Origin of the sequence: Salinispora tropica CNB-440 (assembly GCF_000016425.1) — a bacterium.
Taxonomy (GTDB): Bacteria; Actinomycetota; Actinomycetes; order Mycobacteriales; family Micromonosporaceae; genus Micromonospora; species Micromonospora tropica.
This window is the reverse complement of sequence record NC_009380.1, coordinates 2,610,619-2,630,383: the sequence shown is the minus strand read 5'-3', so window position 1 is coordinate 2,630,383 and position 19,765 is coordinate 2,610,619. Positions and strand designations below refer to the sequence as shown.

The 19,765-nt window shown below is 66.9% G+C and carries 21 protein-coding genes and 4 pseudogenes; 13 read left to right on the top strand and 12 right to left on the bottom strand.

All coding sequences use genetic code 11. From position 1 onward, the window contains the following. Positions 1–23: 23 nt before the first annotated feature. Both STROP_RS11740 and STROP_RS11735 read left to right on the top strand, forming a co-directional pair. Complete coding sequence (locus STROP_RS11740) at positions 24–2,417, top strand: ATP-binding cassette domain-containing protein (RefSeq protein ID WP_012013564.1); 2,394 nt, start codon at positions 24–26, stop codon at positions 2,415–2,417. A 469-nt stretch (positions 2,418–2,886) separates the two neighbouring features. After that, entirely contained in the window at positions 2,887–3,879 is a 993-nt protein-coding gene (locus tag STROP_RS11735) for a tyrosine-type recombinase/integrase (RefSeq protein ID WP_028568807.1), read from the top strand. A 43-nt stretch (positions 3,880–3,922) separates the two neighbouring features. Here STROP_RS11735 and STROP_RS11730 read toward each other — a convergent pair whose 3' ends face one another. Both STROP_RS11730 and STROP_RS11725 read right to left on the bottom strand, forming a co-directional pair. Further along, the gene (locus STROP_RS11730) at positions 3,923–4,570 is read right to left on the bottom strand and encodes an MIP/aquaporin family protein (protein ID WP_012013562.1); all 648 of its coding nucleotides are present in this window, start codon (positions 4,568–4,570) and stop codon (positions 3,923–3,925) included. A gap of 221 nt (positions 4,571–4,791) precedes the next feature. Next, complete coding sequence (locus STROP_RS11725; RefSeq protein WP_028565527.1) at positions 4,792–5,394, bottom strand: TetR/AcrR family transcriptional regulator; 603 nt, start codon at positions 5,392–5,394, stop codon at positions 4,792–4,794. Between the two features lie 121 nt (positions 5,395–5,515). Here STROP_RS11725 and STROP_RS11720 point away from each other — a divergent pair, with 121 nt between their 5' ends. Continuing rightward, on the top strand, positions 5,516–6,373 hold the full coding sequence (locus STROP_RS11720; RefSeq protein ID WP_012013560.1) for an SDR family oxidoreductase: 858 nt from the start codon (positions 5,516–5,518) through the stop codon (positions 6,371–6,373). A gap of 30 nt (positions 6,374–6,403) precedes the next feature. On the opposite strand, the gene STROP_RS11715 is transcribed toward STROP_RS11720, so the two are convergent. Next, on the bottom strand, positions 6,404–6,949 hold the full coding sequence (locus tag STROP_RS11715; RefSeq protein ID WP_028680547.1) for an XRE family transcriptional regulator: 546 nt from the start codon (positions 6,947–6,949) through the stop codon (positions 6,404–6,406). A 66-nt stretch (positions 6,950–7,015) separates the two neighbouring features. On the opposite strand from STROP_RS11715, the gene STROP_RS11710 reads away from it, so the two are divergent. The 3 genes from STROP_RS11710 (at position 7,016) to STROP_RS11700 (ending at position 9,619) form a co-directional block, all read left to right on the top strand. Further along, positions 7,016–8,176, top strand: coding sequence for a pyridoxal phosphate-dependent aminotransferase (locus STROP_RS11710; RefSeq protein WP_012013558.1), 1,161 nt, complete (start codon positions 7,016–7,018; stop codon positions 8,174–8,176). A 130-nt stretch (positions 8,177–8,306) separates the two neighbouring features. After that, complete coding sequence (locus STROP_RS11705; RefSeq protein ID WP_026275804.1) at positions 8,307–8,879, top strand: UTRA domain-containing protein; 573 nt, start codon at positions 8,307–8,309, stop codon at positions 8,877–8,879. Then, entirely contained in the window at positions 8,876–9,619 is a 744-nt protein-coding gene (locus STROP_RS11700; RefSeq protein ID WP_050764996.1) for a PP2C family protein-serine/threonine phosphatase, read from the top strand. Before STROP_RS11705 ends, STROP_RS11700 begins: the two co-directional genes overlap by 4 nt. A gap of 137 nt (positions 9,620–9,756) precedes the next feature. On the opposite strand, the gene STROP_RS11695 is transcribed toward STROP_RS11700, so the two are convergent. Then, complete coding sequence (locus STROP_RS11695) at positions 9,757–10,527, bottom strand: phosphotransferase (RefSeq protein ID WP_012013555.1); 771 nt, start codon at positions 10,525–10,527, stop codon at positions 9,757–9,759. A 165-nt stretch (positions 10,528–10,692) separates the two neighbouring features. On the opposite strand from STROP_RS11695, the gene STROP_RS11690 reads away from it, so the two are divergent. The 4 genes and pseudogenes from STROP_RS11690 to STROP_RS11675 all read left to right on the top strand — a co-directional run bounded on the left by STROP_RS11690 (position 10,693) and on the right by STROP_RS11675 (position 12,619). Next, the gene (locus tag STROP_RS11690; RefSeq protein WP_012013554.1) at positions 10,693–11,046 is read left to right on the top strand and encodes a DoxX family protein; all 354 of its coding nucleotides are present in this window, start codon (positions 10,693–10,695) and stop codon (positions 11,044–11,046) included. Positions 11,047–11,062: 16 nt separating this feature from the next. After that, positions 11,063–11,305, top strand: a pseudogene (locus STROP_RS11685) (hypothetical protein); the annotation flags it as partial. After that, on the top strand, positions 11,302–12,135 hold the full coding sequence (locus STROP_RS11680) for a hypothetical protein (protein WP_012013552.1): 834 nt from the start codon (positions 11,302–11,304) through the stop codon (positions 12,133–12,135). The pseudogene STROP_RS11685 and the gene STROP_RS11680, both read left to right, overlap by 4 nt. Beyond that, positions 12,128–12,619 (top strand): hypothetical protein, encoded by a 492-nt coding sequence (locus STROP_RS11675; RefSeq protein WP_012013551.1) that lies wholly within the window; start codon positions 12,128–12,130, stop codon positions 12,617–12,619. Before STROP_RS11680 ends, STROP_RS11675 begins: the two co-directional genes overlap by 8 nt. An 87-nt stretch (positions 12,620–12,706) precedes the next feature. On the opposite strand, the pseudogene STROP_RS26370 reads toward STROP_RS11675, so the two are convergent. After that, positions 12,707–12,861 (bottom strand): annotated as a pseudogene (locus STROP_RS26370) (IS1634 family transposase); the annotation flags it as partial. Between the two features lie 394 nt (positions 12,862–13,255). On the opposite strand from STROP_RS26370, the gene STROP_RS11670 reads away from it, so the two are divergent. After that, entirely contained in the window at positions 13,256–13,900 is a 645-nt protein-coding gene (locus tag STROP_RS11670; protein WP_012013550.1) for a DUF4360 domain-containing protein, read from the top strand. Positions 13,901–14,548: 648 nt separating this feature from the next. Here the strand turns inward: STROP_RS11670 and STROP_RS11665 are convergent. From STROP_RS11665 to STROP_RS25710, 4 genes and pseudogenes are all read right to left on the bottom strand, one after another. Continuing rightward, a pseudogene (locus STROP_RS11665) lies at positions 14,549–14,890 on the bottom strand (hypothetical protein); the annotation flags it as partial. A 234-nt stretch (positions 14,891–15,124) separates the two neighbouring features. Then, positions 15,125–15,709 carry a hypothetical protein gene (locus STROP_RS11660; protein WP_012013548.1) on the bottom strand — a complete coding sequence of 195 codons (585 nt, stop codon included), beginning with the start codon at positions 15,707–15,709 and terminating at the stop codon, positions 15,125–15,127. A 465-nt stretch (positions 15,710–16,174) separates the two neighbouring features. Further along, positions 16,175–16,570, bottom strand: coding sequence for a hypothetical protein (locus STROP_RS11655; protein ID WP_012013547.1), 396 nt, complete (start codon positions 16,568–16,570; stop codon positions 16,175–16,177). Between the two features lie 228 nt (positions 16,571–16,798). Continuing rightward, positions 16,799–16,942, bottom strand: coding sequence for a hypothetical protein (locus STROP_RS25710; protein ID WP_018830165.1), 144 nt, complete (start codon positions 16,940–16,942; stop codon positions 16,799–16,801). Between the two features lie 417 nt (positions 16,943–17,359). Between STROP_RS25710 and STROP_RS11645 the strand changes: the two genes are divergently transcribed. Beyond that, positions 17,360–18,427, top strand: coding sequence for a MerR family transcriptional regulator (locus tag STROP_RS11645; protein WP_028568384.1), 1,068 nt, complete (start codon positions 17,360–17,362; stop codon positions 18,425–18,427). A 57-nt stretch (positions 18,428–18,484) separates the two neighbouring features. Here the strand turns inward: STROP_RS11645 and STROP_RS24020 are convergent, their stop codons facing one another. The 3 genes and pseudogenes from STROP_RS24020 to STROP_RS24815 form a co-directional block, all read right to left on the bottom strand. Beyond that, positions 18,485–18,679 carry a hypothetical protein gene (locus STROP_RS24020; protein ID WP_148217344.1) on the bottom strand — a complete coding sequence of 65 codons (195 nt, stop codon included), beginning with the start codon at positions 18,677–18,679 and terminating at the stop codon, positions 18,485–18,487. Next, entirely contained in the window at positions 18,676–18,987 is a 312-nt protein-coding gene (locus tag STROP_RS11640; RefSeq protein WP_012013544.1) for a hypothetical protein, read from the bottom strand. Before STROP_RS11640 ends, STROP_RS24020 begins: the two co-directional genes overlap by 4 nt. After that, positions 18,987–19,145: pseudogene (locus STROP_RS24815) on the bottom strand (IS110 family transposase); the annotation flags it as partial. The pseudogene STROP_RS24815 and the gene STROP_RS11640, both read right to left, overlap by 1 nt. A 245-nt stretch (positions 19,146–19,390) precedes the next feature. Here STROP_RS24815 and STROP_RS11635 point away from each other — a divergent pair. Further along, complete coding sequence (locus tag STROP_RS11635; RefSeq protein WP_012013543.1) at positions 19,391–19,747, top strand: YciI family protein; 357 nt, start codon at positions 19,391–19,393, stop codon at positions 19,745–19,747. Positions 19,748–19,765 lie beyond the last annotated feature (18 nt).

Below are 19,765 nucleotides of genomic sequence, written 5' to 3'. Positions count from 1 at the left end.
GGCACCCGACAACAGGAGACCCGATGAGCACGGCCACCAGCCCGGATGACCAGCCACCCGGGCCGCGCATCGCCGACAGCCACGACCTGATCCGCGTACACGGCGCACGCGAGAACAACCTCAAAGACATCAGCGTCGACATTCCCAAGCGTCGACTCACCGTCTTCACCGGCGTCTCCGGCTCCGGCAAGAGCTCCCTGGTGTTCGCCACCATCGCCGCCGAGTCCCAGCGGATGATCAACGAAACCTACAGCGCGTTCGTGCAGGGGTTCATGCCATCCCTGTCCCGACCCGAGGTCGACCTCCTCGAAGGCCTGACCACCGCCATCATCGTCGACCAAGAACGGATGGGCGCCAACCCACGCTCCACCGTCGGCACCGCCACCGACGCCAACGCCATGCTACGTATCCTGTTCAGCCGGCTCGGCCAACCACACCTGGGCTCACCCAACGCGTACTCCTTCAACGTGCCCTCGGTGACCGCCAGCGGCGCGGTCACCATCGAACGCGGCGGCGGCCGCCCGAAAACCGAAAAGGCCACCTTCACCCGAGTCGGCGGCATGTGCCCCCGCTGCGAGGGCATGGGCGCAGTCACCGACTTCAACCTGTCCGCGCTCTACGACGACAGCCGCACCCTCAACGAGGGCGCACTGACCATCCCCGGCTACAGCATGGAGGGCTGGTACGGCCGCATCCTGCGCGGCTGCGGCTACTTCGACCCCGACAAGCCGATCGGCAAGTACACCCAACAGGAGCTACACGACCTGCTCCACCGGGAACCCACCAAGGTCAAGATCGACGGCATCAACCTGACCTACACCGGCCTGATCCCGAGCATCCAGAAGTCCATGCTGTCCAAGGACGTGGACTCACTCCAACCACACCTGCGCACCTTCGTGCAGCGCGCCGTCACCTTCACCACCTGCCCCGAGTGCGACGGCACCCGACTGAGCACCGAAGCCCGCTCCTCCAAGATCAACGGCCAGAGCATCGCCGACCTGTGCACCATGCAGATCAGCGACCTGGCCAGCTGGCTACGGGACCTCGACGAACCGACCGTGGCCCCACTACTGACCGGCGTACGCCACCTCCTCGACTCCTTCACCGAGATCGGCCTCGGTTACCTCTGCCTCAACCGACCCACCGGAACCCTGTCCGGGGGAGAGGCCCAACGCACCAAAATGATCCGTCACCTTGGCTCCGCACTCACCGACGTCACCTACGTCTTCGACGAGCCCACCATCGGCCTGCACCCGCACGACATCCGCCGCATGAACGACCTGCTGCTACGCCTACGGGACAAGGGCAACACCGTCCTCGTCGTCGAACACAAACCAGAGACCATCGCCATCGCCGACCACGTCGTCGACCTCGGCCCCGGCGCTGGTGCCGCTGGCGGCACCGTCTGCTTCGAAGGCACCCTGGAGGGTCTACGCCACAGCGCCACCACCACGGGCCGACACCTCGACGACCGCGCCACCCTGAAGCCGTCGGTGCGCACACCCAGCGGCACCCTGCCGATTCGTGGCGCAACGACGCACAACCTCCGCAACATCGACGTTGACCTCCCACTCGGCGTGCTCTGCGTCCTCACCGGCGTCGCCGGCTCCGGCAAAAGTTCACTGATCCACGGATCCGTCGCCGGCCGTGACGGCGTAGTCATGATCGACCAGGGCGCCATCCGCGGCTCCCGACGAAGCAACCCGGCCACCTACACCGGCCTGCTCGACCCGATCCGTAAGGCGTTCGCCAAGGCCAACAGCGTCAAACCAGCCCTGTTCAGCGCCAACTCCGAGGGCGCCTGCCCCACCTGCAACGGCGCCGGCAGCATCTACACCGAGCTGGGCGTCATGGCCTCCGTCGAGTCCACCTGCGAGGAGTGCCAGGGCAAGCGCTTCCAAGCCTCGGTGTTGCAGTACTCACTCGGTGGCCAGAACATCGCCGAAGTGCTCGCGATGCCGGTCGCCGAGGCCCGAGAGTTCTTCGGCGCTGGCGAGGCGCGCACCCCGGCCGCACACCGGATACTTGACCGACTTGCCGATGTCGGGCTCGGCTATCTCAGTCTCGGCCAACCCCTCAACACGCTCTCCGGGGGCGAACGACAGCGGCTGAAACTCGCCACCCAGATGGGCGACAGGGGTGAGATCTACATCCTGGACGAGCCGACCTCCGGCCTACACCTCGCCGACGTCGAGCAACTCCTCGGACTGCTCGACCGGCTGGTTGACACCGGCCGGTCGGTCGTCGTCATCGAGCATCACCAGGCGGTTATGGCGCACGCCGACTGGATCATCGATCTCGGCCCCGGAGCCGGCCACGAGGGCGGCCGGATCGTCTTCAACGGTGCGCCAGCCGATCTGGTCGCCAGCCGGAGCACCCGTACCGGCGAGCATCTCGCCGCCTATGTCAGCCCGTGAGCGCGTGCCGGCGCTGGGCATCAGATCCGTAGGTGTGCCGGCCGACATGCGGGGCCCACACGCCGTCGATCTGAGCACCGGAGCAACATTCGATAATGTACATTATGTCAACTAAGGTGCCTGGCGGCCTCCTCCGACAACAGGACCCGGCTAGGCGCGCGCCGGAGTCGTTCGGCTTCTGCGCGGTTGTTCACCGCAGCATCGAGGACCTTGCGCTGGGAGTGCCGCACCTTCCGGGCGGTCGCCGGGTGGCAATGCGCGGTAGCCGGGTGGCTACGCCAGCGCAACGATCCCGCAGGTGCGTACCGCCCGGCACCTCCGTTGGCTCCCAGCGCCAACCCCGCGTCCCCGTCGCGCTGCTCGGAAGCCGGCCCAGGCGGCTACCGCACTCGCTACCCGTCCGGACGTCCTCGGATCGCCCACCTCCGCCACCCTGCCCAGAACGCGAGTTTCCTGCATAATGTTCCTTATGCAGGATAGGTCGGGTGAACCAGTGGTACGGCTGATCGAGGACTTCCTGACTGATCGCGCCACCCGCAAGCCTTCCCCGCACACAGTGGAGGCATACCGGCGAGATCTGCGCACCGTGGCGAGCATCGCCGCCGACGCGCTCACCTCTCCCCTCCCCCTCGATGCCCTCCCGTTGGCGGCGCTCCACTCCCGCACACTGCGGTCGGCGTTCGCCCACTTTGCCGCTACCCGCTCCGCCGCGTCGGTGCATCGCGCCTGGTCCACCTGGAACAGCTTTTTCGTGTTCCTGGTCGCGGACGGAGTCGTCGCTGGCAACCCGATGCCCGCGGTGGGACGCCCTCGAGCACCCCTACCCCGGCCCAAGCCACTGCGCGGGGCGGACACCCCCGAGCAGTTGCTGACGGCCGTGGCCCGTGTCGATGGTCGGCAGCGAGACCCCTGGCCGCAGCGGGATCTGGCGGTGTTGGCGTTGGCGCTGTGTGGAGGGTTACGGCTGGCCGAGATGCTGGCGCTTCGGGTGGCGTCCCTGGCCGGACGGGTCGGTGAGCGACGGCTTGACGTTGCCGGAAAGGGCGGGCGGCCGCGGGTGGTGCCGGTGGAGCCGGAGTTGGACCAGGTGTTGGCGGACTATCTGGAAAGTTGTCGTCGCCGATTTGGATCCGCAACGGTGCGTCCGGACGCACCGTTGCTGATGGATCGGCGGGGTGGGCCACTGCGCCGGGGTGGGTTGCAGTACTTGGTGGATTCGTGCTTTCGGCGGGCGGGGATCGGTGACCGGGTGCCCCAGGGGGCGCGGCTACACGCATTGCGGCACACGTTCGCGACGCGGCTGGCTGAGGACGGTGCGAGCGCGGCGGAAATCATGCGGCTACTGGGGCATGTGTCGCTGGCGTCATCCCAGGCGTACATCGAGGTGACGGCGGGTCAACAGCGGGCGGCGGTGCGCGCGAATCGCACTCATCGCGTGCTGGCGGGGTTGTTGTCGGGTTGATCCACAGCGCTACGGCCGGTGGTATCGGAATCCGCGGGTCGGCCTACCGGTGTCGGATGTGTTCGCGGCCTTCCTCGCTGAGGGCCAGGAAGGCCGTCGCCGCGAGCGTTGCCCCGACGGCTTGGGCGAGGAGGTGGATCCAGATGGCTGACCAGGCGAGGAGGCCGATGGTGGCGCCGCCGATGGCCACTGCCGGGTTGAATGCGGCGCCGGAGATTCCGCCGACGGTGACCGCTCCTACCATCACGGTGCCCCCAATTGCCAGGCCGTAGAAGGAGTTGTCCGGGTGGCTGCGGCTGGTGGCGACGTTGAGCACCACGTAGGCGAGGGCAAAGGTGAACAGGGCTTCCACCGCCAGTGCCATCCAGATTTCTCGTCCCGACAGGGACAGTTCGACCGGCTTGGTGTCGTGGAGGACGAGACGGCTGGTCAGAGCGCCTGCCAGGGCGCCGATGACTTGGGCAACGACGTATCCTCCGGCGTCGGCTCGCCCTATTCGGCCACGGATGAGGACGGCCAGCGTTACGGCGGGATTGAAGTGGGCGCCGGAAATGTGCCCTCCTGCATAGACCATGACCATGAGAATCCCGCCGATTGCCAGTGGCGCCAGGGCGTTCATCGTGGTGACGGCCAGGCCGATGGTCAGTACCAGGAAGTATGTTCCGACGAACTCCGTCGCGTACCTACGCATGGCTGTCTCCCTTGTGAATCGCCCCCGCTTCGGACGCTACATGCATAGAGAGATAGAAATATTACGAATGAATGACGCAGGTGACGGATGGTGGCAGGCCCGGGGTCGAGCCGGTCGCCCGCCATCAGCTCAGTGATCTCGATGATGGGCGGGCCGGCCGATCGTGAAGCTGGCGGCTGCTCGTCATGCTCCGAGGTGAACGCCTTGGTTGACCGTTCGACTCAGTCGCCCGGGCGGCGGGGGCGCAGGCCGTCGAGGGCGATGGCGACGATGCTGTCGGCGTACTCGGTGGTGAGGGGTCCGCTGCGCTGTAGCCAGCGGTTGAGCACTGGCGCCCAGATGATGTCCACCGCCATGTCGAGGTCGAGGTCCTCCGCGAGTTGGCCTGCCTGTTGGGCGCTGCGCAGCCGTTGCCGCTTGGCTTGCCTCATGGGCTTGTCCAGACGTTCGACGTAGGCGGCTGCCAGTTCGGGGTCGTGCGTGATCTCGGTGGACAACGCGCGCAGCGGCTGGTCGTAGCGCGGGTCGTTGAGCTCCACGACGGTGGCGCGTAGCACTGCGGTCAGGTCGGCGTGCAGGTCGCCGGTGTCGGGAAGCAGTGGAGGCCCGCCCTCGGGGGCCTCGTTGAGCATGAGGAAGGCGTCGAAGATGACGATGCCTTTGGACGGCCACCAGCGGTAGATGGTCTGCTTGCCGACTCCGGCGCGCGCGGCGATGCCCTCGATGGTGAGTTTGGCGTAGCCGACCTCCTGTAGCAGGTCGAACGCCGCCGTGAGGATGGCCCGTCGGGAGCTTTCCCTCCGACGGTTGGGGTCCGGTGCCATGCCGCACATCATACGGTAGCGAGACGGGTCGTATCGTCTTGCGGTAGAGGAGGGGGTCGCGTACCGTCGACCTGCGAGACGGTACGTCTCGTCTTGGTATCGTGGACGACAGGAGAACCGCATGCGCGACCTATCCGAGACCACTGCCCGCACCTGGTTCATTACCGGCGCCAGTCGTGGTCTGGGTCGCGCCTTCACCGTGACCGCGCTCGAACGCGGAGATCGGGTGGTCGCGGCCGCTCGGACCATCGCCTCCGAGGACTTCGACGAGCGCCACGGTGACCGGCTACTCCCCCTGCCGTTGGACCTGACCGACCGCACGGCGGTCTTCGCCGCTGTCGCCACCGCGGTCGAACACTTTGGGCGGCTCGACATCGTCGTCAACAACGCCGGCACCCTTTCCCTGGGCATGATCGAGGAATTCACCGAGGAGCAGGCGAGAGCCCAGTTCGACGTGAACCTCTACGGCGCGCTCTGGGTCTGCCAGGCTGTCCTGCCGTACCTGCGCGCCCAGCGGATGGGCCACATCGTGCAGATCTCCAGCATTGCCGCCCTCGGCGGCTTTCCCAGTACGGGCATGTACAGCGCGAGCAAGTTCGCGCTCGAAGGCATGAGCGAAGCTCTCGCATTGGAGGCTGCCGCCTTTGGCATCAAGGTCAGCATCGTGCAGCCAGGCGGATACTGGACCGACCTCTACACGAGTATGACCACCACCCTACCGATGGAGGCCTACGATCCGCTCCGCGCCCAGGTGCAGGCGCAGTGGGCGGATGGCTCGGTCGACAGTGACCCCCGGTTCGCCGCCGAAGCCCTGCTCAAGCTCGTCGACAGCGACGAACCGCCGCTACGGCTGATACTCGGTGGCACCGTCTACGACCTGGCCTTCGACATCTCCCGCCGTCGCCTGGACACCTGGGCAGGCTGGGAGCAGGTCAGCCGGGCCGCCGAACACGCCGTTCCGGCACCCGAGCGCACATAGTTGGGCTCACCTGTAGGAAGAGTCAACGCCTCACGTGTCGGGGTGCAGCATGATGAGAACTGCTCGGTTGTGCTGGCCATGTCCCTGGTACTGGTGCCGGTGGTTGGCGTCGAACCGAATGGAGTCGTGTGCGGTCAGGGTGACGGCGGCGTCGGTGGGGCCGGTGGTGATGCTTCCATGGGTGAGGATGAGGCACTCCTGCACGCCGGGTAGGTGGGCGGTTGAGTGCTGGGTGGTCTGGGCCACGTCGATGTCGTAGACCTCCACGGTGCCGTGTAGTCGGATGCGGTGGAGCAGGCGGGCGCTGACCGCGTCCCCACTGATGCGTGGTCGTTGGTCATCGGCGCGTACGACGTCGGTGCGGGGGGTGGGCGTCTCCAGTAGTTCACCGAGCGGCACCCGCAGTGCCGTGGCCAGGGCCCACAGGGTGCTGAGGGTCGGGTTGCCATGCCCCTGCTCGATGCCGTGCAGGGTGGTCTTGCTGATGTCGCCGGCTGTGGCCAGGTCCGCCAGGGACATGCCAGCGGTGTTTCGCAACCGGTGAACATTCGAGCCGACCGTACGCGCCAGATCCATGTGTACCACTTTAGTGTTACGTTCGTTCCAGTAGAGCGAACGTAGTGAGACGTTGAGGAGTGTCACATGACCGTCAGCCGCCTACGCGACATTCCGGGCATCGGCGTCGACGTGGTCGGCGACGCCGCGGATGCGGTCGCCGACCCGGATTTTCTTCGGCTGGAGAATCTGGACACGGATCTGAAACCGCCGGCCGTGGCGGTCGCCGCGACCCGGGCCGCGATCGACGACGACGCGGCCAACAGCTACCTCCCCTTCCAGGGGCGGCGCTCCCTTCGCGCGGCCGCCGCAGCTCACGTGTCGCGTATCGCCGGACGGCAGTACGACCCCGACACCGAGTGCGTCAGCGTCGCCGGTGGACTGAACGGCATCCTGAACACGCTGCTGGCCACCGTGGAACCGGGTCAGGAGGTGGTGTTGGTCGACCCCATCTATGCTGGCCTGGCCAATCGGGTTCGGCTTGCGGGTGGGATGCCGTGCTTCGTGCCCGCCAAGCCCACGTCGGAGGGCTGGACGGTGGATCCGGAACACCTCGCCAGCGCTGTTGGACCCAACACCGCCGCGGTTCTGATGATGGGCCCGGCCATGCCCTCCGGTCTGGTCCTCAACGCCGCGCACTGGTCCGCGTTGTCCGACGCCTGCGAACGGCACCACGTCTGGCTGGTTTACGACGCGGCTATGGAGCGGATCCGCTTCGACGGCCGCCGCCCGAGCCACCCAGCAGCCCATGATGGCCTCGCCGGGCGCACCATCACCGTCGGTTCGGCATCGAAGGAGCTGCGGCTGATCGGCTGGCGGGTCGGTTGGGTCGTCGGTCCCTCCGCCATCCTCACCGACATCAAGCTTGTTGGCCTGACCAATGTGGTCTGCCAGGTTGGGCTGGCGCAGGGGGCGGTTGCCGCAGCGCTCGACGCACCCGACGCCGACGCCGATGTCACCGCCGCCACCCAACAGTGGCAGCGACGCTGCGACACGGTCCTGCACCAACTCTCGGACTATCCGGTCATTCGGCCGCATGGCGGTTGGTCGCTACTCGTGGATACCCGGCCCCTGGGATTGACGCCTGCCGCGCTGGCGGGACTACTGTTCGAGCGGGCGAAGGTAGCGGTCACGGCGATGGATGGCTGGGGTCCCAGCGGCGCGCGCTACCTGCGGATCGTGTTCGCCAACGAACCGGTCGACCGCCTTACCACCCTGGCCGACCGGTTCCGTCAGGCCATCGGATAGTCCGCGTTCGGTCACCTCGGCCAACTGCTGGGTGTACAAGGGTAGAGGACGGCTAGGTTTGGGGCGTTCCGGAACGGGGGTCATCGTGCGGTACGGAACGGCCCGCCCACGCCGACTCCGGGGGGACCTGGTGAAGCGGAACGCCGCTGCCACCGGCTATTCCTTTCCACCGGCTACCCGCCCGGAGGTGTGGCGGCAGCACATCCCGCCGGTCACGGCTCCTGAACCCCTCAACGATCCGCGCATCGCCGAGCTGCTCAAGGTTGAGCCAGGTACCCGGGTGATGTGCCGGTTTCGGGTCACTGGCCCCGAGGCGGAGTCGCCCTTCCAGGTCAGTACCTCCTGGATTCATCCTCGGGCTACCACCGTGCCCGGGCTGGCCTCCCCTGCCGCCGGGCCGGGCAGCTGGCAACACCGGCTGGAGACCGGCGGACACTGGCCGATCACCTGGATCGAGATCCACCGCGCACGGATGCCCAGCACGCGGGAGGCCGCCCTGCTGGAGATCCCGATGAGCCTTCCGGTGCTGGAGATCATTCGGGTGGGTACCTCTGGTGATGATGGTGAACCGGTCGAGGTGACCGAGTGCGTTGTCGCCAGTGACCGGGTCGAAACCCTCCACATCCTGCATCGCGATGAATCGGCGCGGGAACCGTGGCCCGACGTGACCAACGTACGCGCGGAGATTGACACGGAACGGTGAGTCTGCGCATCGACGTTGCGGGGAGCTCTTACGTGGGGCTCGATCGGCGACGCAACGAAGACGCCATTCATGTGGGGCGTCGTCTGTTCGCGGTCGTCGATGGTCTCGGCAACCACGGCGCCGGCGACGTCGCCAGCGCCACCGCGATCGAGGCGGTGCGGCGATACGACGAGGTGGTGGAGCCGCACGCACTGCCGGTCGTGCTGGGACAGGCAGTGCGTGCGGCGAACAACGCGCTGCGGCAGCGTATTGCCGCCGATCCTGGCCTTGCGGGCATGGGCACCACCCTGGTTGCCCTGCTCAGTGCCGGTGCGGCGGCCGCGCTGGCCAATGTCGGTGACTCTCGGGCCTATCTCCTGCCGGCGCCGGACCTTCGGCGGGGACGGAGGACGATCCAGATCACGGAGGATCACCTTTACCGGCATCTGATCGCTGGCGCCGCCGAGGTGCCCAACCTTTCCGACCGGCTGACGCGTTTCCTGGATGGCTGCCCCGACGGCCGATCAGCCGACATCACCGTGTTGACCCTGACTCCCGGCGATCGGATCCTGCTCTGTTCTGACGGACTCAGCTCCTACGTGTCGCATGACCATCTCCACACCACTCTGGCGGCCTCAGCGAGTCCCCAGCAGGCGGTGGACCGGTTGGTGACATCGGCGTTGGGCCGGGGTGGCCCTGACGTGTCAGTAATCGTCCTCTTTATCAGGAACAACAGGGTGAATCTGGACTACAGCGGGTAGCGCCTCGTGGCTCTTTCAGAGACTGCTACGGTGCTGGCGTGGCTCGCCATGCATCAGGCGGCCTGACTCCACGTCACCCCGTGTCCCGGGCCGCAGCCGACACCGATGACGTGGGGGAGCCAACGTCGACACCGGCCTCAACCTGCATCGAAGGCTGCGCGCAGGATGTCGCGGTGGGCCCGTACGTAGTCGATATCCGCCTCGTAGAGATCGGTGTGTCCGTCCGCGATGTGCTGCTGGAACGCCTCGTTGCCACGGCTGGCCTGATCGCGCATGACGGTGATGAGCGCCTGCAGCCGGTCCGGCACGACGTCGATGATCTCAGCGCCGATCCGCGACCCGTACGCCCGGCAGAAGTCGCCGACTCGGCGTCCCTGCTCCTGCGGTGTCCCAAAACTCTCCGGGTTGCCCGGTCCCTGTAACGGCGCGAAGCGGTAGACGGCGTAGGCGATGTCCCAGACACGGGGCCCGGGGTGGGCGGTGTCGAAATCAATGAAGCCAACAGCGGCCCCGTCTCTCACCACACAGTTGTACGGGGCGGCGTCGCCGTGGCACATCACTTCGGTCGGCTGCCGGGCCGGAAGGAGCCAGGGGTCGTCGGGACGCGTCCGGAACATGGCACTCGTGTCATGAAGACGCCGGAGCAGTTCGGCGGCGGTGGTGAGAAGCGTGCCCGTACGCAGATCCGGCGTGAGCGTCTCGGGTACCTCACCGTCGAGGAAGGTGAGCACCTCGTTGCTCTCGCTGTCGAAACCACGGGGCTCCGGCGCGCCGTGGAAGCCGTGGTCGTGCAGATGCCGCAGGAGCCGGTGGATGACCGGCGCCGCCGGAGACGCCGGCCGGTGGACGACATCGCCACGGCGGCGCACAGTGTTTACTCCGCCGCGGAACTCCTGTTGTGTACTCATGCGCTGCTCGCCATCAGCAATCAGGACGGGCCTTGACTGACCGTACACCGAACAGGGTGGTGCTGATGTGGATGCCCATCGTCGCGCCCGCGGCGACACCTGATTTCCCCAGGACCTACCCTGTAACGGTCGTACATCATCCGTACTACCCCCGAAGGACAGGTTGTGGGTATCCCCGTCGTCGTCCTAACCCTGCTTCTCAGTGCGGTGATCGTGGCCGCGGCCGTCCCGAAGCTCGCCGGCCAGGCCCAGATGCGTGAGCGGATGGCCCACCTGGGCGTCTCCCCCGGCCGAACCCGCGTGATCGGCGGCCTGGAGATCATCGCCGTCGCCGGCCTGCTGCTGGGCCTGCTTTGGTGGCCGATCGCCGTCGCTGCCGCGGTCGGCCTGACCCTGCTGCTGATCGGGGCAGCGGTCTTCCACGCCCGTGCGAAGGACCCAGTCCCGGCGATCTTGGTCCCCGTGGTGTTCGCGCTCGCCACCGCCGCGCTGGCGGTCCTGCACGTGATAGACGCCTGACGCCCGTGGCACCCTCACCGGTCTGGTGCTGGTCTCTACCGGCTACGACACCTTCGCCCGCCGCTGTCCCCGGACGGCGCAGGTCGTCTTGGACATCATCGCTGACCAGGCCCGCGCAGCGGCACTGATCGGGCACCGCGTGTGCTGCCTGGTGCAGTCCAACGACCCGGCCATCCGTTTCGAACCGGTGGGCGCGATGCCAGTGGCATGGAACGACGCCGAGTGGCTCGACTCCAGCCGTCAGCAGGGCCGGCCGTGACCGAGTACCCCTGGCCCAACCCACGCGACGAGAACCTGCACCGACTCCGGGCGGCCTGGCCGGCAACCGTGCAGGCATTGCCCCGCGGAGCACGGGTCACGGGCACGGTCATCGCCCGAAAACCGTTCGGCGTGTTCATCCGCATCGACGGCATGCCCGACGCCCTGGGATACGCCGAGAGCACCGCGATAGCTCGCGACGTCGTCCCACCCATCGGCACGACGGTCACCGGCGAGGTGACATGGCACGCCGATCTTACCTACGAGGTCGAGCTACGCCTGCTCGCCTCGAAAGGACCCGCCCCGTGCATCGGCGCGGACGAAGCACCAACCGCCACCGCCCGGCTTGTGCACCTCGCACACGCCTTCACCAACTTCGCCAACGGCACCTTCCAGTGGGTTGACCTTCAACACTTCCGCCTACCCGAAACGGCGGGCGACGACGGCGCCCTCCTGGCGTCACTGATCGCCCACGAGCGCTTTGGCAACAACTACGCCGGTGGCCACCCCGGTGGCGACCCCGAACGGCACGGCCCATACTGGCGTGAGCGGATCACGCCCGCCTGCTACGACCCGATTGACGCCCACGCGGCCGAGCGGCACCTACGCGCCTGGGCCGAACAACTCGCACCGCTTCCGGAGCACCTGCGACCCGACCTGGAGGCAGAGGCGTACCGGCGGCTGCGCACCGCCGACCGGGTGTACAAGCTCCGCGACCTCGGCCCTGCGGCCTTCCACGACTGGGGCGGCGTCCACACTGAATTCCACGAACTGGTACTCATTGACCGCATGAAGCGCACCCTGACCCTGCTGGTCGCGACCGATGACTGAACACCACCACGACCAGCGAACCCCCGAACCGACCACGGTGGCTGCCTGGTTCGTCCTCGGCGTCGCACCCACCGAAGACGTCCCTTGGTGGGCCGCACAATGGCTCGCAGACGGCCACGACAGACCAGCGCTACGGGAACTGGCCGGGCTCAACGGCCAGGACTCGCACACCGTCAACGACCTACTCCCGGTCGCCCTGGCCGAGCTGGGAACTACGCTGCCGTCCACCACCGTGGCAGCAGCCAGCGAAGCATTCCGTCAACTGGCCGAGATGTGCCTGTCCGAACGCGCAGGCGAGCTATGGGTCACCCAACAAGTCGACGACATCGTCACACGCGCCGACTACGACAACGAGGTGATCGACCTTCCCCTAGGCCAGCTCTACGGCACCGAGGACGCGTGGCAAGGCGACGGAGGGCCACCGATCGAGGAACTCAAGAACACGGTGCGGGCCTGCTGCGCAGCACAGTTGCGTGCCGCTTAGCCCTGCCGGCGGCCCACCGAACCGAAACCGAACCAGGACATGACCCTCACCGCCACCCGCACCACCCCACTCCCCGCCGGCACCGCCTAGCCGCTGCCGTGCTACCGCCCGCAGCAGTTCCAGGTCCGCATCGGTGTGCGCGGACCTGATGTGCGCGATGTCCCGCGACCCCCGCCGCTGGAAGTACACGATCTGCACCGCCCGTGCCCGGACGCCGTCTTCACCGTCCGCACGTACGCCACGACCGGCACCGCTCCGGCAGCCACCGGCCGCGTCAAGCGGTCCGAGCCATGATGAAACATGTATCATTTCACGACGTGCGATGAGGAATCTATCGGTCGTATCCACCTTGTCCGCACGGCAGAGACATAGCGTCCGACCTCTCGTATCGTCGTGTGGCACGGCGACGAGCGGACGCGCCAGGACATCAATCTGCATAAATTAGGCAATGGTCGCTGAATTGGCGCTGGTCCCTCGCCCAGTCGTCCATATCCTCATATGCGCGGTCCGGCTGGTCCTCCGAGCCCCCTCCACCACTGCCCTTCGACACGGAACATGTCTGACTCTCGTGTGCCGGACGGTCCACCGCCAGCCGGTACCGCCGTTCACACACCGAGGCACATAGGAAGGATCCTCATGTTCAGTTGGCTCGCAACCGGAGGCATGATCCTCTCCCTGCTGGTTCCCACGAACCCGGTGGTGGAATTCCCCGAGCCCGAGACTCCGCCCCCCGGTCAAATCGTCATCGATCTGGTCACCGTCAATGGTTCCGGCTGTCCGGCAGGCACTGCCGCCATCGCCATGTCGGCCGACAACACCGCGTTCACTGTCACATACAGCGAATTCATCGCCCAGGTCGGGGTCGGGGCGGAACCGACCGACTGGCGCCGCAATTGCCAGCTCAACTTGCGGGTTCACGTCCCGCAGGGCTTCACCTACGCGGTGGCCCAGGCTGACTACCGTGGCTTCGCCGCCCTGGCAGACGGGGCAACCGGCGTGGAGCGAGCAAACTACTACTTCCAGGGGATGTCACCCACGGCCTACTCGACCCACACCTTCGACGGCCCGATGGTGGACAACTGGCAGGCCACCGACGTCACGGACGTTGCCGCTCTGGTCTGGCACCCGTGCGGCGAGCAACGCAACTTCAACATCAACACGGAGCTCTGGGCCCTCGCCGGCACCTCGGACACCAGCACCACAACGAGTTTCATGACGATGGACTCGACCGACGGAGCCATCTCCACCACATACAACCTGGCATGGAAGACCTGCCCGTAGGACGGACGAGCCCGCCGGCTGGGCGTCAATGACGCCCAGCCGGCGGGCTCGCACCTTCGGCCGTCACCACCTACCGTAGAAACGACAACGAGTGATCGTCAGACCAGGACCACCCTGGCAAGCCCCGCAGCGGTCAGAGTGGCCAGGCTGAGCCCTGGTAATCAGGTCGGCCAAGGTGTTCAGTGCGACCGCTGCTCATGGGGCTCAGTCCTCCCGATCGGCCCAGGGCAGATTGGTACCGCTGGGGTACTCGCCGCAACTGCGCAACCTCACGCCGCAGCCGCCGACGCCGGTCAGGTGACTACCAGGCCCTCACCGTATTGATGACCAGCAGCGATGCGGATACGGCGATGCCAACCGCCGCTGGTTAAATGAGTTCCTGCCTCTGGCCTCCGGCCTCCGGGCGCTCCATGGTGCTCGTCGTCGCCGTCGACGCGTTCCTCGACCGCTTCTGCGACGACCCCGCCACCCACGCCACCTCCACCGAGATCCTGCGCCGGCTGCGCGAGACCGCTGGCGACAGATGCCGGTCGGTGCCGGGAACGCCGCAAGATGACCCGAACCCGGGACAAGGCCATCCCCCGCGCCCGGCTCGACCGGCTGTTCACCGACGACCGCAACTCGCTACGCGAGCGGGTCCTGGAACCGCTACACCGGCCGGGACGGGTAGCCAATCTCAGCGAGATCCTCGGCAAGATCGGTCACCACACGATCTGCGTTCAAGCGGCGGACCAGCTCGTTGGTCAGCGGTCGCAGAGCGAAAATCTCGCCGACTGCCTCCAGGTCGATGGCCGTCTCGTAGTAGTCCTCGGCGAAGCGATGGTACGCCGCCGGGGCGCCCTCTACCAGCACCTTGAACAGACGGCTGGCACCGTCCGGGTCATCACCGTCAGGAAAGTCGATCTCTCCGGCATGCCACTGTTCCTCATCGTGCCGCCGCCACAGACAGACCGTCGCTTCCAGCGTGCCCTCGAAGCTGAACGCGGGTTCAGCGTTCCACGGGTCCATATGAACGTCACATCAACAGTGCAGTGCACTACGCGGGTGGGCGGACTGGCGGATCGTGGTCGTACACATGTTCTATCCACATGGTGTGGATAGCGAGTGCTACCGCAGGAAGAGCCGGATCGGACCCCCTGTCAAACGCACTGTTGGCCGGCACCCGAACCGGGTGCCGGCCAACAGTCTCTTTCCCCCTTGGAGGGTTAGGTCTATGTGGTGGGGTCAGCTGGTCCAGTGCTCGGCCACGAGGTCAGCGGCCTGGGTCTCCCACTGGGCGTAGTGGAACGGGTACGCCGACACCTGCACCGTCTGGGCGGCCTCGGTCAACGGCATCTCCTGCCAACCCTCAACCTGCTTCAGACCGTCCAGGAACGCGGTGGTGGAGTAGGCGGGGTCGGTGATCTGCTCGACCGTGCCCCAGCCGGAGGAGGGGCGCTGCTGGAACAGGCCCTGCGAGTCGTGGTCGTTGCGGTCACCCAGGTGACCCAGGTTCTCCAGCTTCGACTCCTGCAAACTGGTCGCGATCGCCACGACGGCGGCCCGCTCGTCCATCCCGGCGGCCTTCGTGGCCTCGATGATGGCCTTGACGTTCGACACCTGCTCGTCACCCAGGCTGATCCGTGACTGCTTGCCCTGGGTGCCGTGCGGGATCAGGGTGTCCAGGTCCGGCTTCGCGACCTGCACCGCCGCGGCCGAAGCCGGGGCCGGGGTGCTGTCGGTGTAGGTGGTCAGGGGGCCGGCGACGACACCGGTGGACAGGGCCAGACCAGCGATACCCAGGACGCTACGACGCAGAATCGTGTTCATCAGGTGTGCTCCATTCGGGGGTCGACACCCACACACATCCCGAAAAGGGGGTCGGGAGCGGGGTGCAAGCACCGTCCGGCGCTCAACAGAACAGGGAAAAGTCGGCGACCGCGGGTCTCACGGGGACGCGCACGGCGCCGGGTCCATGTGTAACGACCGGCCGGCCCCCATCATTCCCGGGGCACACGCACAGGCGACACCCGCCGGAGCGGGGCGCTTCCTCGGCCGTACGCAGGGTGTAACGCCCCGACGCCCGCCGAGATTCCACCACCACCGCACCCCACACGGGCATCAACCGGGCACCGGTGATGACAATCCAACAGTTTCACATTCGCCCCTACACGCCCCATAAAGTGTTCATGGGCGTGTATAGGCATTACCGAACAGCGCGCACGCCGTCCTGGACCAGGGCCACCGGCTGATCTTGACCACCGCCGACGCATGAGTCGCCAGCACAGCTGATGATCACCAGTCTCGCCAGGAGTCAGTCAGCTCGGCGCGGCTGAGGCCGCGCCGAGCGGTAAGAGCAGCGACATCCACGCCGGCATCCGTCAGAACGGCGTCGATGTACTCGGCGAGCTCTTCGCGCTCCCCGGTCTCGATAGCGCCATGATTCTCATCTGCAGCGTTCAACCCCAGCACAACTCGTTCAACAACCACCCAGACCGCTTCGTCCGCCACCGGGTCCAGGGCCGCGGCGTCATGCTCGTACACGTCCAAGACGGAGTCGACCGCCGCCGTGAAGTCCGCCGGCCACAGCTCGGCGGCATACGCCTCCACCGGATCCAAACCTCCGGCGGCAACGGCCGCCTCCTGGGTCGCCACCTCACGCCGCCAACCCCGCGTAGGTCTCTCGATCATGGCTGTCAGCGTAGACAACTTCTCGTCACGCCCATCCCGGTGTCGGGCGGTAGCGGGACCGTAGTCCAAGCCTTCGGGAGAGGACAGCAGGGCGGTGGCATACCGCCGGTCGGCAGCTATGTCAGCATCAGCGAGCGAGTCCACCCCGCTCTGTTCATCAAAGGGAAGCCACCGACTCTGTGGTCAACTCGGGCTAGAGCACCGAGCGGTAGGTAGAGGTCCAGCCTGTCAACGGCCTCGTACCGAGAAGAAGATCCGCCGCAGACGACGCGGTCGCCGGATGGCAGCGTCGACGCCACGCTGCTGCAGCTGGGCGGGCAGGTCGATGAGGTGTTCGAGGAAGCGGATGAGTCGGTCGAGTTTGGTGACCACGAGCTGTTCCCCGGCCGGTGGGCGACCAGGAGCGCCTTGTCGAGTTCGGGGCGGCGGGCGAGCTTGCCGGACGCCTGTCGATGAAGGTCTGCTCGCTGCCGGGCACGGTGAGGGAGTCGAGCCGGCCCCCATGTAGGCCCGGGACTCCCGAAGCTGCGGCGAGCCGCAAAGTAGCCAATCATCCGAGTTCATGTATGGATGACGGGTCGTTGGTCGATGCATGCGTCGTGACTGGGATCCCGAGGCTCTGATCGCTTGCGGGACGCTGTTGGATTCGGACTGGCAGTTGGTGGCCAACAAGACCGGCGCGACCCGGCGGATGGCCTGGTCGAGGTCTCCGCTCTTGACCTTGACCTTTGGGTAAGCCCCAGCCTGGTGCATGCCGGTCGCGGTGACCGGCATGAGGAGGATGTCGACGTGGGGCTGCTGACCATCGGGGCGTTCAGCCGGGCGGCGGGACTGACGCCGAAGGCGTTGCGCCTGTACGACGAGGTCGGGCTCCTGCCGCCGGCGGCGGTCGATCCCGAGTCCGGATACCGGCTCTACGACCCGGAGCAGCTGCCGCTGGCCCGGCTGGTCGCCCAGTTACGTCGCATTGGCATGCCACTGGCGAAGATCCGCACGGTGAGTGGCTTGGCGCCTACGGCGGCGGCGGAGGCGATCACCGCGTACTGGCGGCAGGTCACTGCCGATACCGCAGCTCGCGCACGGCTCGCCACCTTCCTCGTGGACCACCTATCAGCAGGGAGCACCACCATGTCTCACGCGAACCCCACCCTTGTCGTCCGCTACGCCGCCGGCTGCGACACCGGCGCCATACGCGACAGCAACGAGGACGTCGCGTACGCCAGCGATCGGTTGCTGGCCGTCGCCGACGGTATGCGGGGACCCGGCGGCGCCGCAGCCAGCGCGGCTGCCATCGACGCCCTCAAGGCATTGGAACTCGTCGACGTACCGGCCGCCGACCTGCTGACGATGCTGGCCGGTGCGGTCACCGACGCCGACCGCACCGTGCAAGCCCTGGCGACCGACGATCATCAGCCGATCACCACGCTGACCGCGCTGCTGCGCAGCGGCTCCCAACTGGCCCTGGTGCACGTCGGTGACACCCGGGCATACCTGCTGCGCGGCGGCGAGCTGTTCCTGCTCACCCAGGACCACACCTGGGTGCAGACCCAGGTGGATCAAGGCAAGCTCGACCGAGACGAGGCCACTGCGCATCCTCAGCGCGCCGTGCTGGTACGCGCTCTCGGCGGCGGGCAGCAGGTCGAGGCGGACCTTGCGCTACGCACCGCCCTGCCCGGTGACCGGTACCTGCTGTGCTCCGACGGACTGTCGGCCGTCGTCGACCGGGCTGCCCTGCAGTCGGCGCTGAGTACAGCAACCGATCCCGAGGATGCGGTGCAGCAGTTGACCGGTCTGGCTCAGGCCGCAGGGGCGCCGGACAATATCGCCTGCGTCATCGCCGATATCGCCGCGGTGTAGACCCTGCAGTCCTGTGCTCCCTGCGCCATCGCGTTCGGCGCAGGGAGCACGCACAGGTCAATCGAGTGGTGTGAGGTCGTCGTCTTTCCCCTCGTCGTCCGTGGTGTCGGCGTTGAGTGCCAGGGCTTCGCGTAGCCAGCCGAGTTTGTCAAGATCGATCCCGCACTCGCCGAGCATGTCGTGCTCTGCTGTGCAGACCACGGCCAGCTGCGGGCGTTGCTGGGCCGGGGGTGTCCCTATGCCTTCTGTCAAGCGCACGAGCCTGTAGGAGTTAGCCGGCGAATCAGGTCATCGAGGCAGGTGGTGAGGTCGTTGAGCGCGGAGAGTTCGTAGTGGGTGCTGTCGACTGACCCTGTGGTCAGGTTGGCTGTTTCGAGTTCGGCCTCACCGCTGGTCCAGACGATCAACCAGCCGGCGAGGTCGCCGTTGGTGCAGTCGATCCAGGCTGCGGACTTGTTGTAGGTGGGCCCTCGGTGTAGCTGCCATTGGATGCCAATGTTGTGCAGTTGCGGGGCGCGGGCGTCCACGGTGGCGGCGAAGTCGTCGAGGTCCAGTTCCATCACGCTGGCGATGTTAGGGCGACCACGGGTCTGTGCTGGTAGGGGACCTCGTCGCGGAGCATGGCGAACAGGACGTCAACGCGGCGGCGGGCGAGGCAGACGAGGGCGGCGTTGTGTTTCTTACCCTCGGTGCGTTTGCGGTCGTAGTAGGCGCGGCTGAGCGTGCCTCGACCAACGACCCGTCATCCATACATGAACTCTGATGATTGGCTACTTTGCGGCTCGCCGCAGCTTCGGGAATCCCGGGCCTTCGAGGCTGGCCGGCAAAAAGTTGGGTGGGGCTGTCGTTCTCGACCAGGCCCGTTCGTTGTCATGCTGTGCAGCAGTCGCTGCGCTGTCGATCCGGAGCGAGTCGGTGACGCCGGCCTCAGGATCCGGGTGGAATTAAGACGGAGGAGTTCGCGTGAAGTACCTGTTTCTGCTCTACGGCGACCCGGCTCAGGAACCGACCGACCCGGACGCGATGCAGGCGGAGATCGCCACGTACTCGGCGTACGACAAACTGCTCGCCGACGCGGGTGTGATGCTTCCCAGCCACGCGTTGCAGGGCACCGAGACCGCCACGACGGTGCAGGCCCCCGAGCAGGGCGAGCCGACTATCACCGACGGGCCGTTCGCGGAGACCCGGGAGATCCTCGGCGGCTATTACCTGGTCGACGTGCCGGACCTGGACGCCGCCATCGGCTGGGCCACCCGCTGCCCCGCCGCGAAGCGCGGCAAGGTTGAAATTCGACCGGTCCTGGAGTTCGAGCAGCCGTGACCGGCACTGTCGACGACG

Excerpts from the sequence above, each read along its gene's own strand:
- STROP_RS11725 (WP_028565527.1), bottom strand. The coding sequence starts at position 5,394 with ATGGCACCGGACCCCAACCGTCGGAGGGAAAGCTCCCGACGGGCCATC.
- STROP_RS11720 (WP_012013560.1), top strand. The coding sequence starts at position 5,516 with ATGCGCGACCTATCCGAGACCACTGCCCGCACCTGGTTCATTACCGGC.
- STROP_RS11675 (WP_012013551.1), top strand. The coding sequence starts at position 12,128 with ATGACTGAACACCACCACGACCAGCGAACCCCCGAACCGACCACGGTG.
- STROP_RS11670 (WP_012013550.1), top strand. The coding sequence starts at position 13,256 with ATGTTCAGTTGGCTCGCAACCGGAGGCATGATCCTCTCCCTGCTGGTT.
- STROP_RS11695 (WP_012013555.1), bottom strand. The coding sequence starts at position 10,527 with ATGAGTACACAACAGGAGTTCCGCGGCGGAGTAAACACTGTGCGCCGC.
- STROP_RS11660 (WP_012013548.1), bottom strand. The coding sequence starts at position 15,709 with ATGAACACGATTCTGCGTCGTAGCGTCCTGGGTATCGCTGGTCTGGCC.
- STROP_RS11715 (WP_028680547.1), bottom strand. The coding sequence starts at position 6,949 with ATGGATCTGGCGCGTACGGTCGGCTCGAATGTTCACCGGTTGCGAAAC.
- STROP_RS11735 (WP_028568807.1), top strand. The coding sequence starts at position 2,887 with ATGCAGGATAGGTCGGGTGAACCAGTGGTACGGCTGATCGAGGACTTC.
- STROP_RS11640 (WP_012013544.1), bottom strand. The coding sequence starts at position 18,987 with ATGGAACTGGACCTCGACGACTTCGCCGCCACCGTGGACGCCCGCGCC.
- STROP_RS11740 (WP_012013564.1), top strand. The coding sequence starts at position 24 with ATGAGCACGGCCACCAGCCCGGATGACCAGCCACCCGGGCCGCGCATC.
- STROP_RS11710 (WP_012013558.1), top strand. The coding sequence starts at position 7,016 with ATGACCGTCAGCCGCCTACGCGACATTCCGGGCATCGGCGTCGACGTG.
- STROP_RS11730 (WP_012013562.1), bottom strand. The coding sequence starts at position 4,570 with ATGCGTAGGTACGCGACGGAGTTCGTCGGAACATACTTCCTGGTACTG.
- STROP_RS11655 (WP_012013547.1), bottom strand. The coding sequence starts at position 16,570 with ATGATCGAGAGACCTACGCGGGGTTGGCGGCGTGAGGTGGCGACCCAG.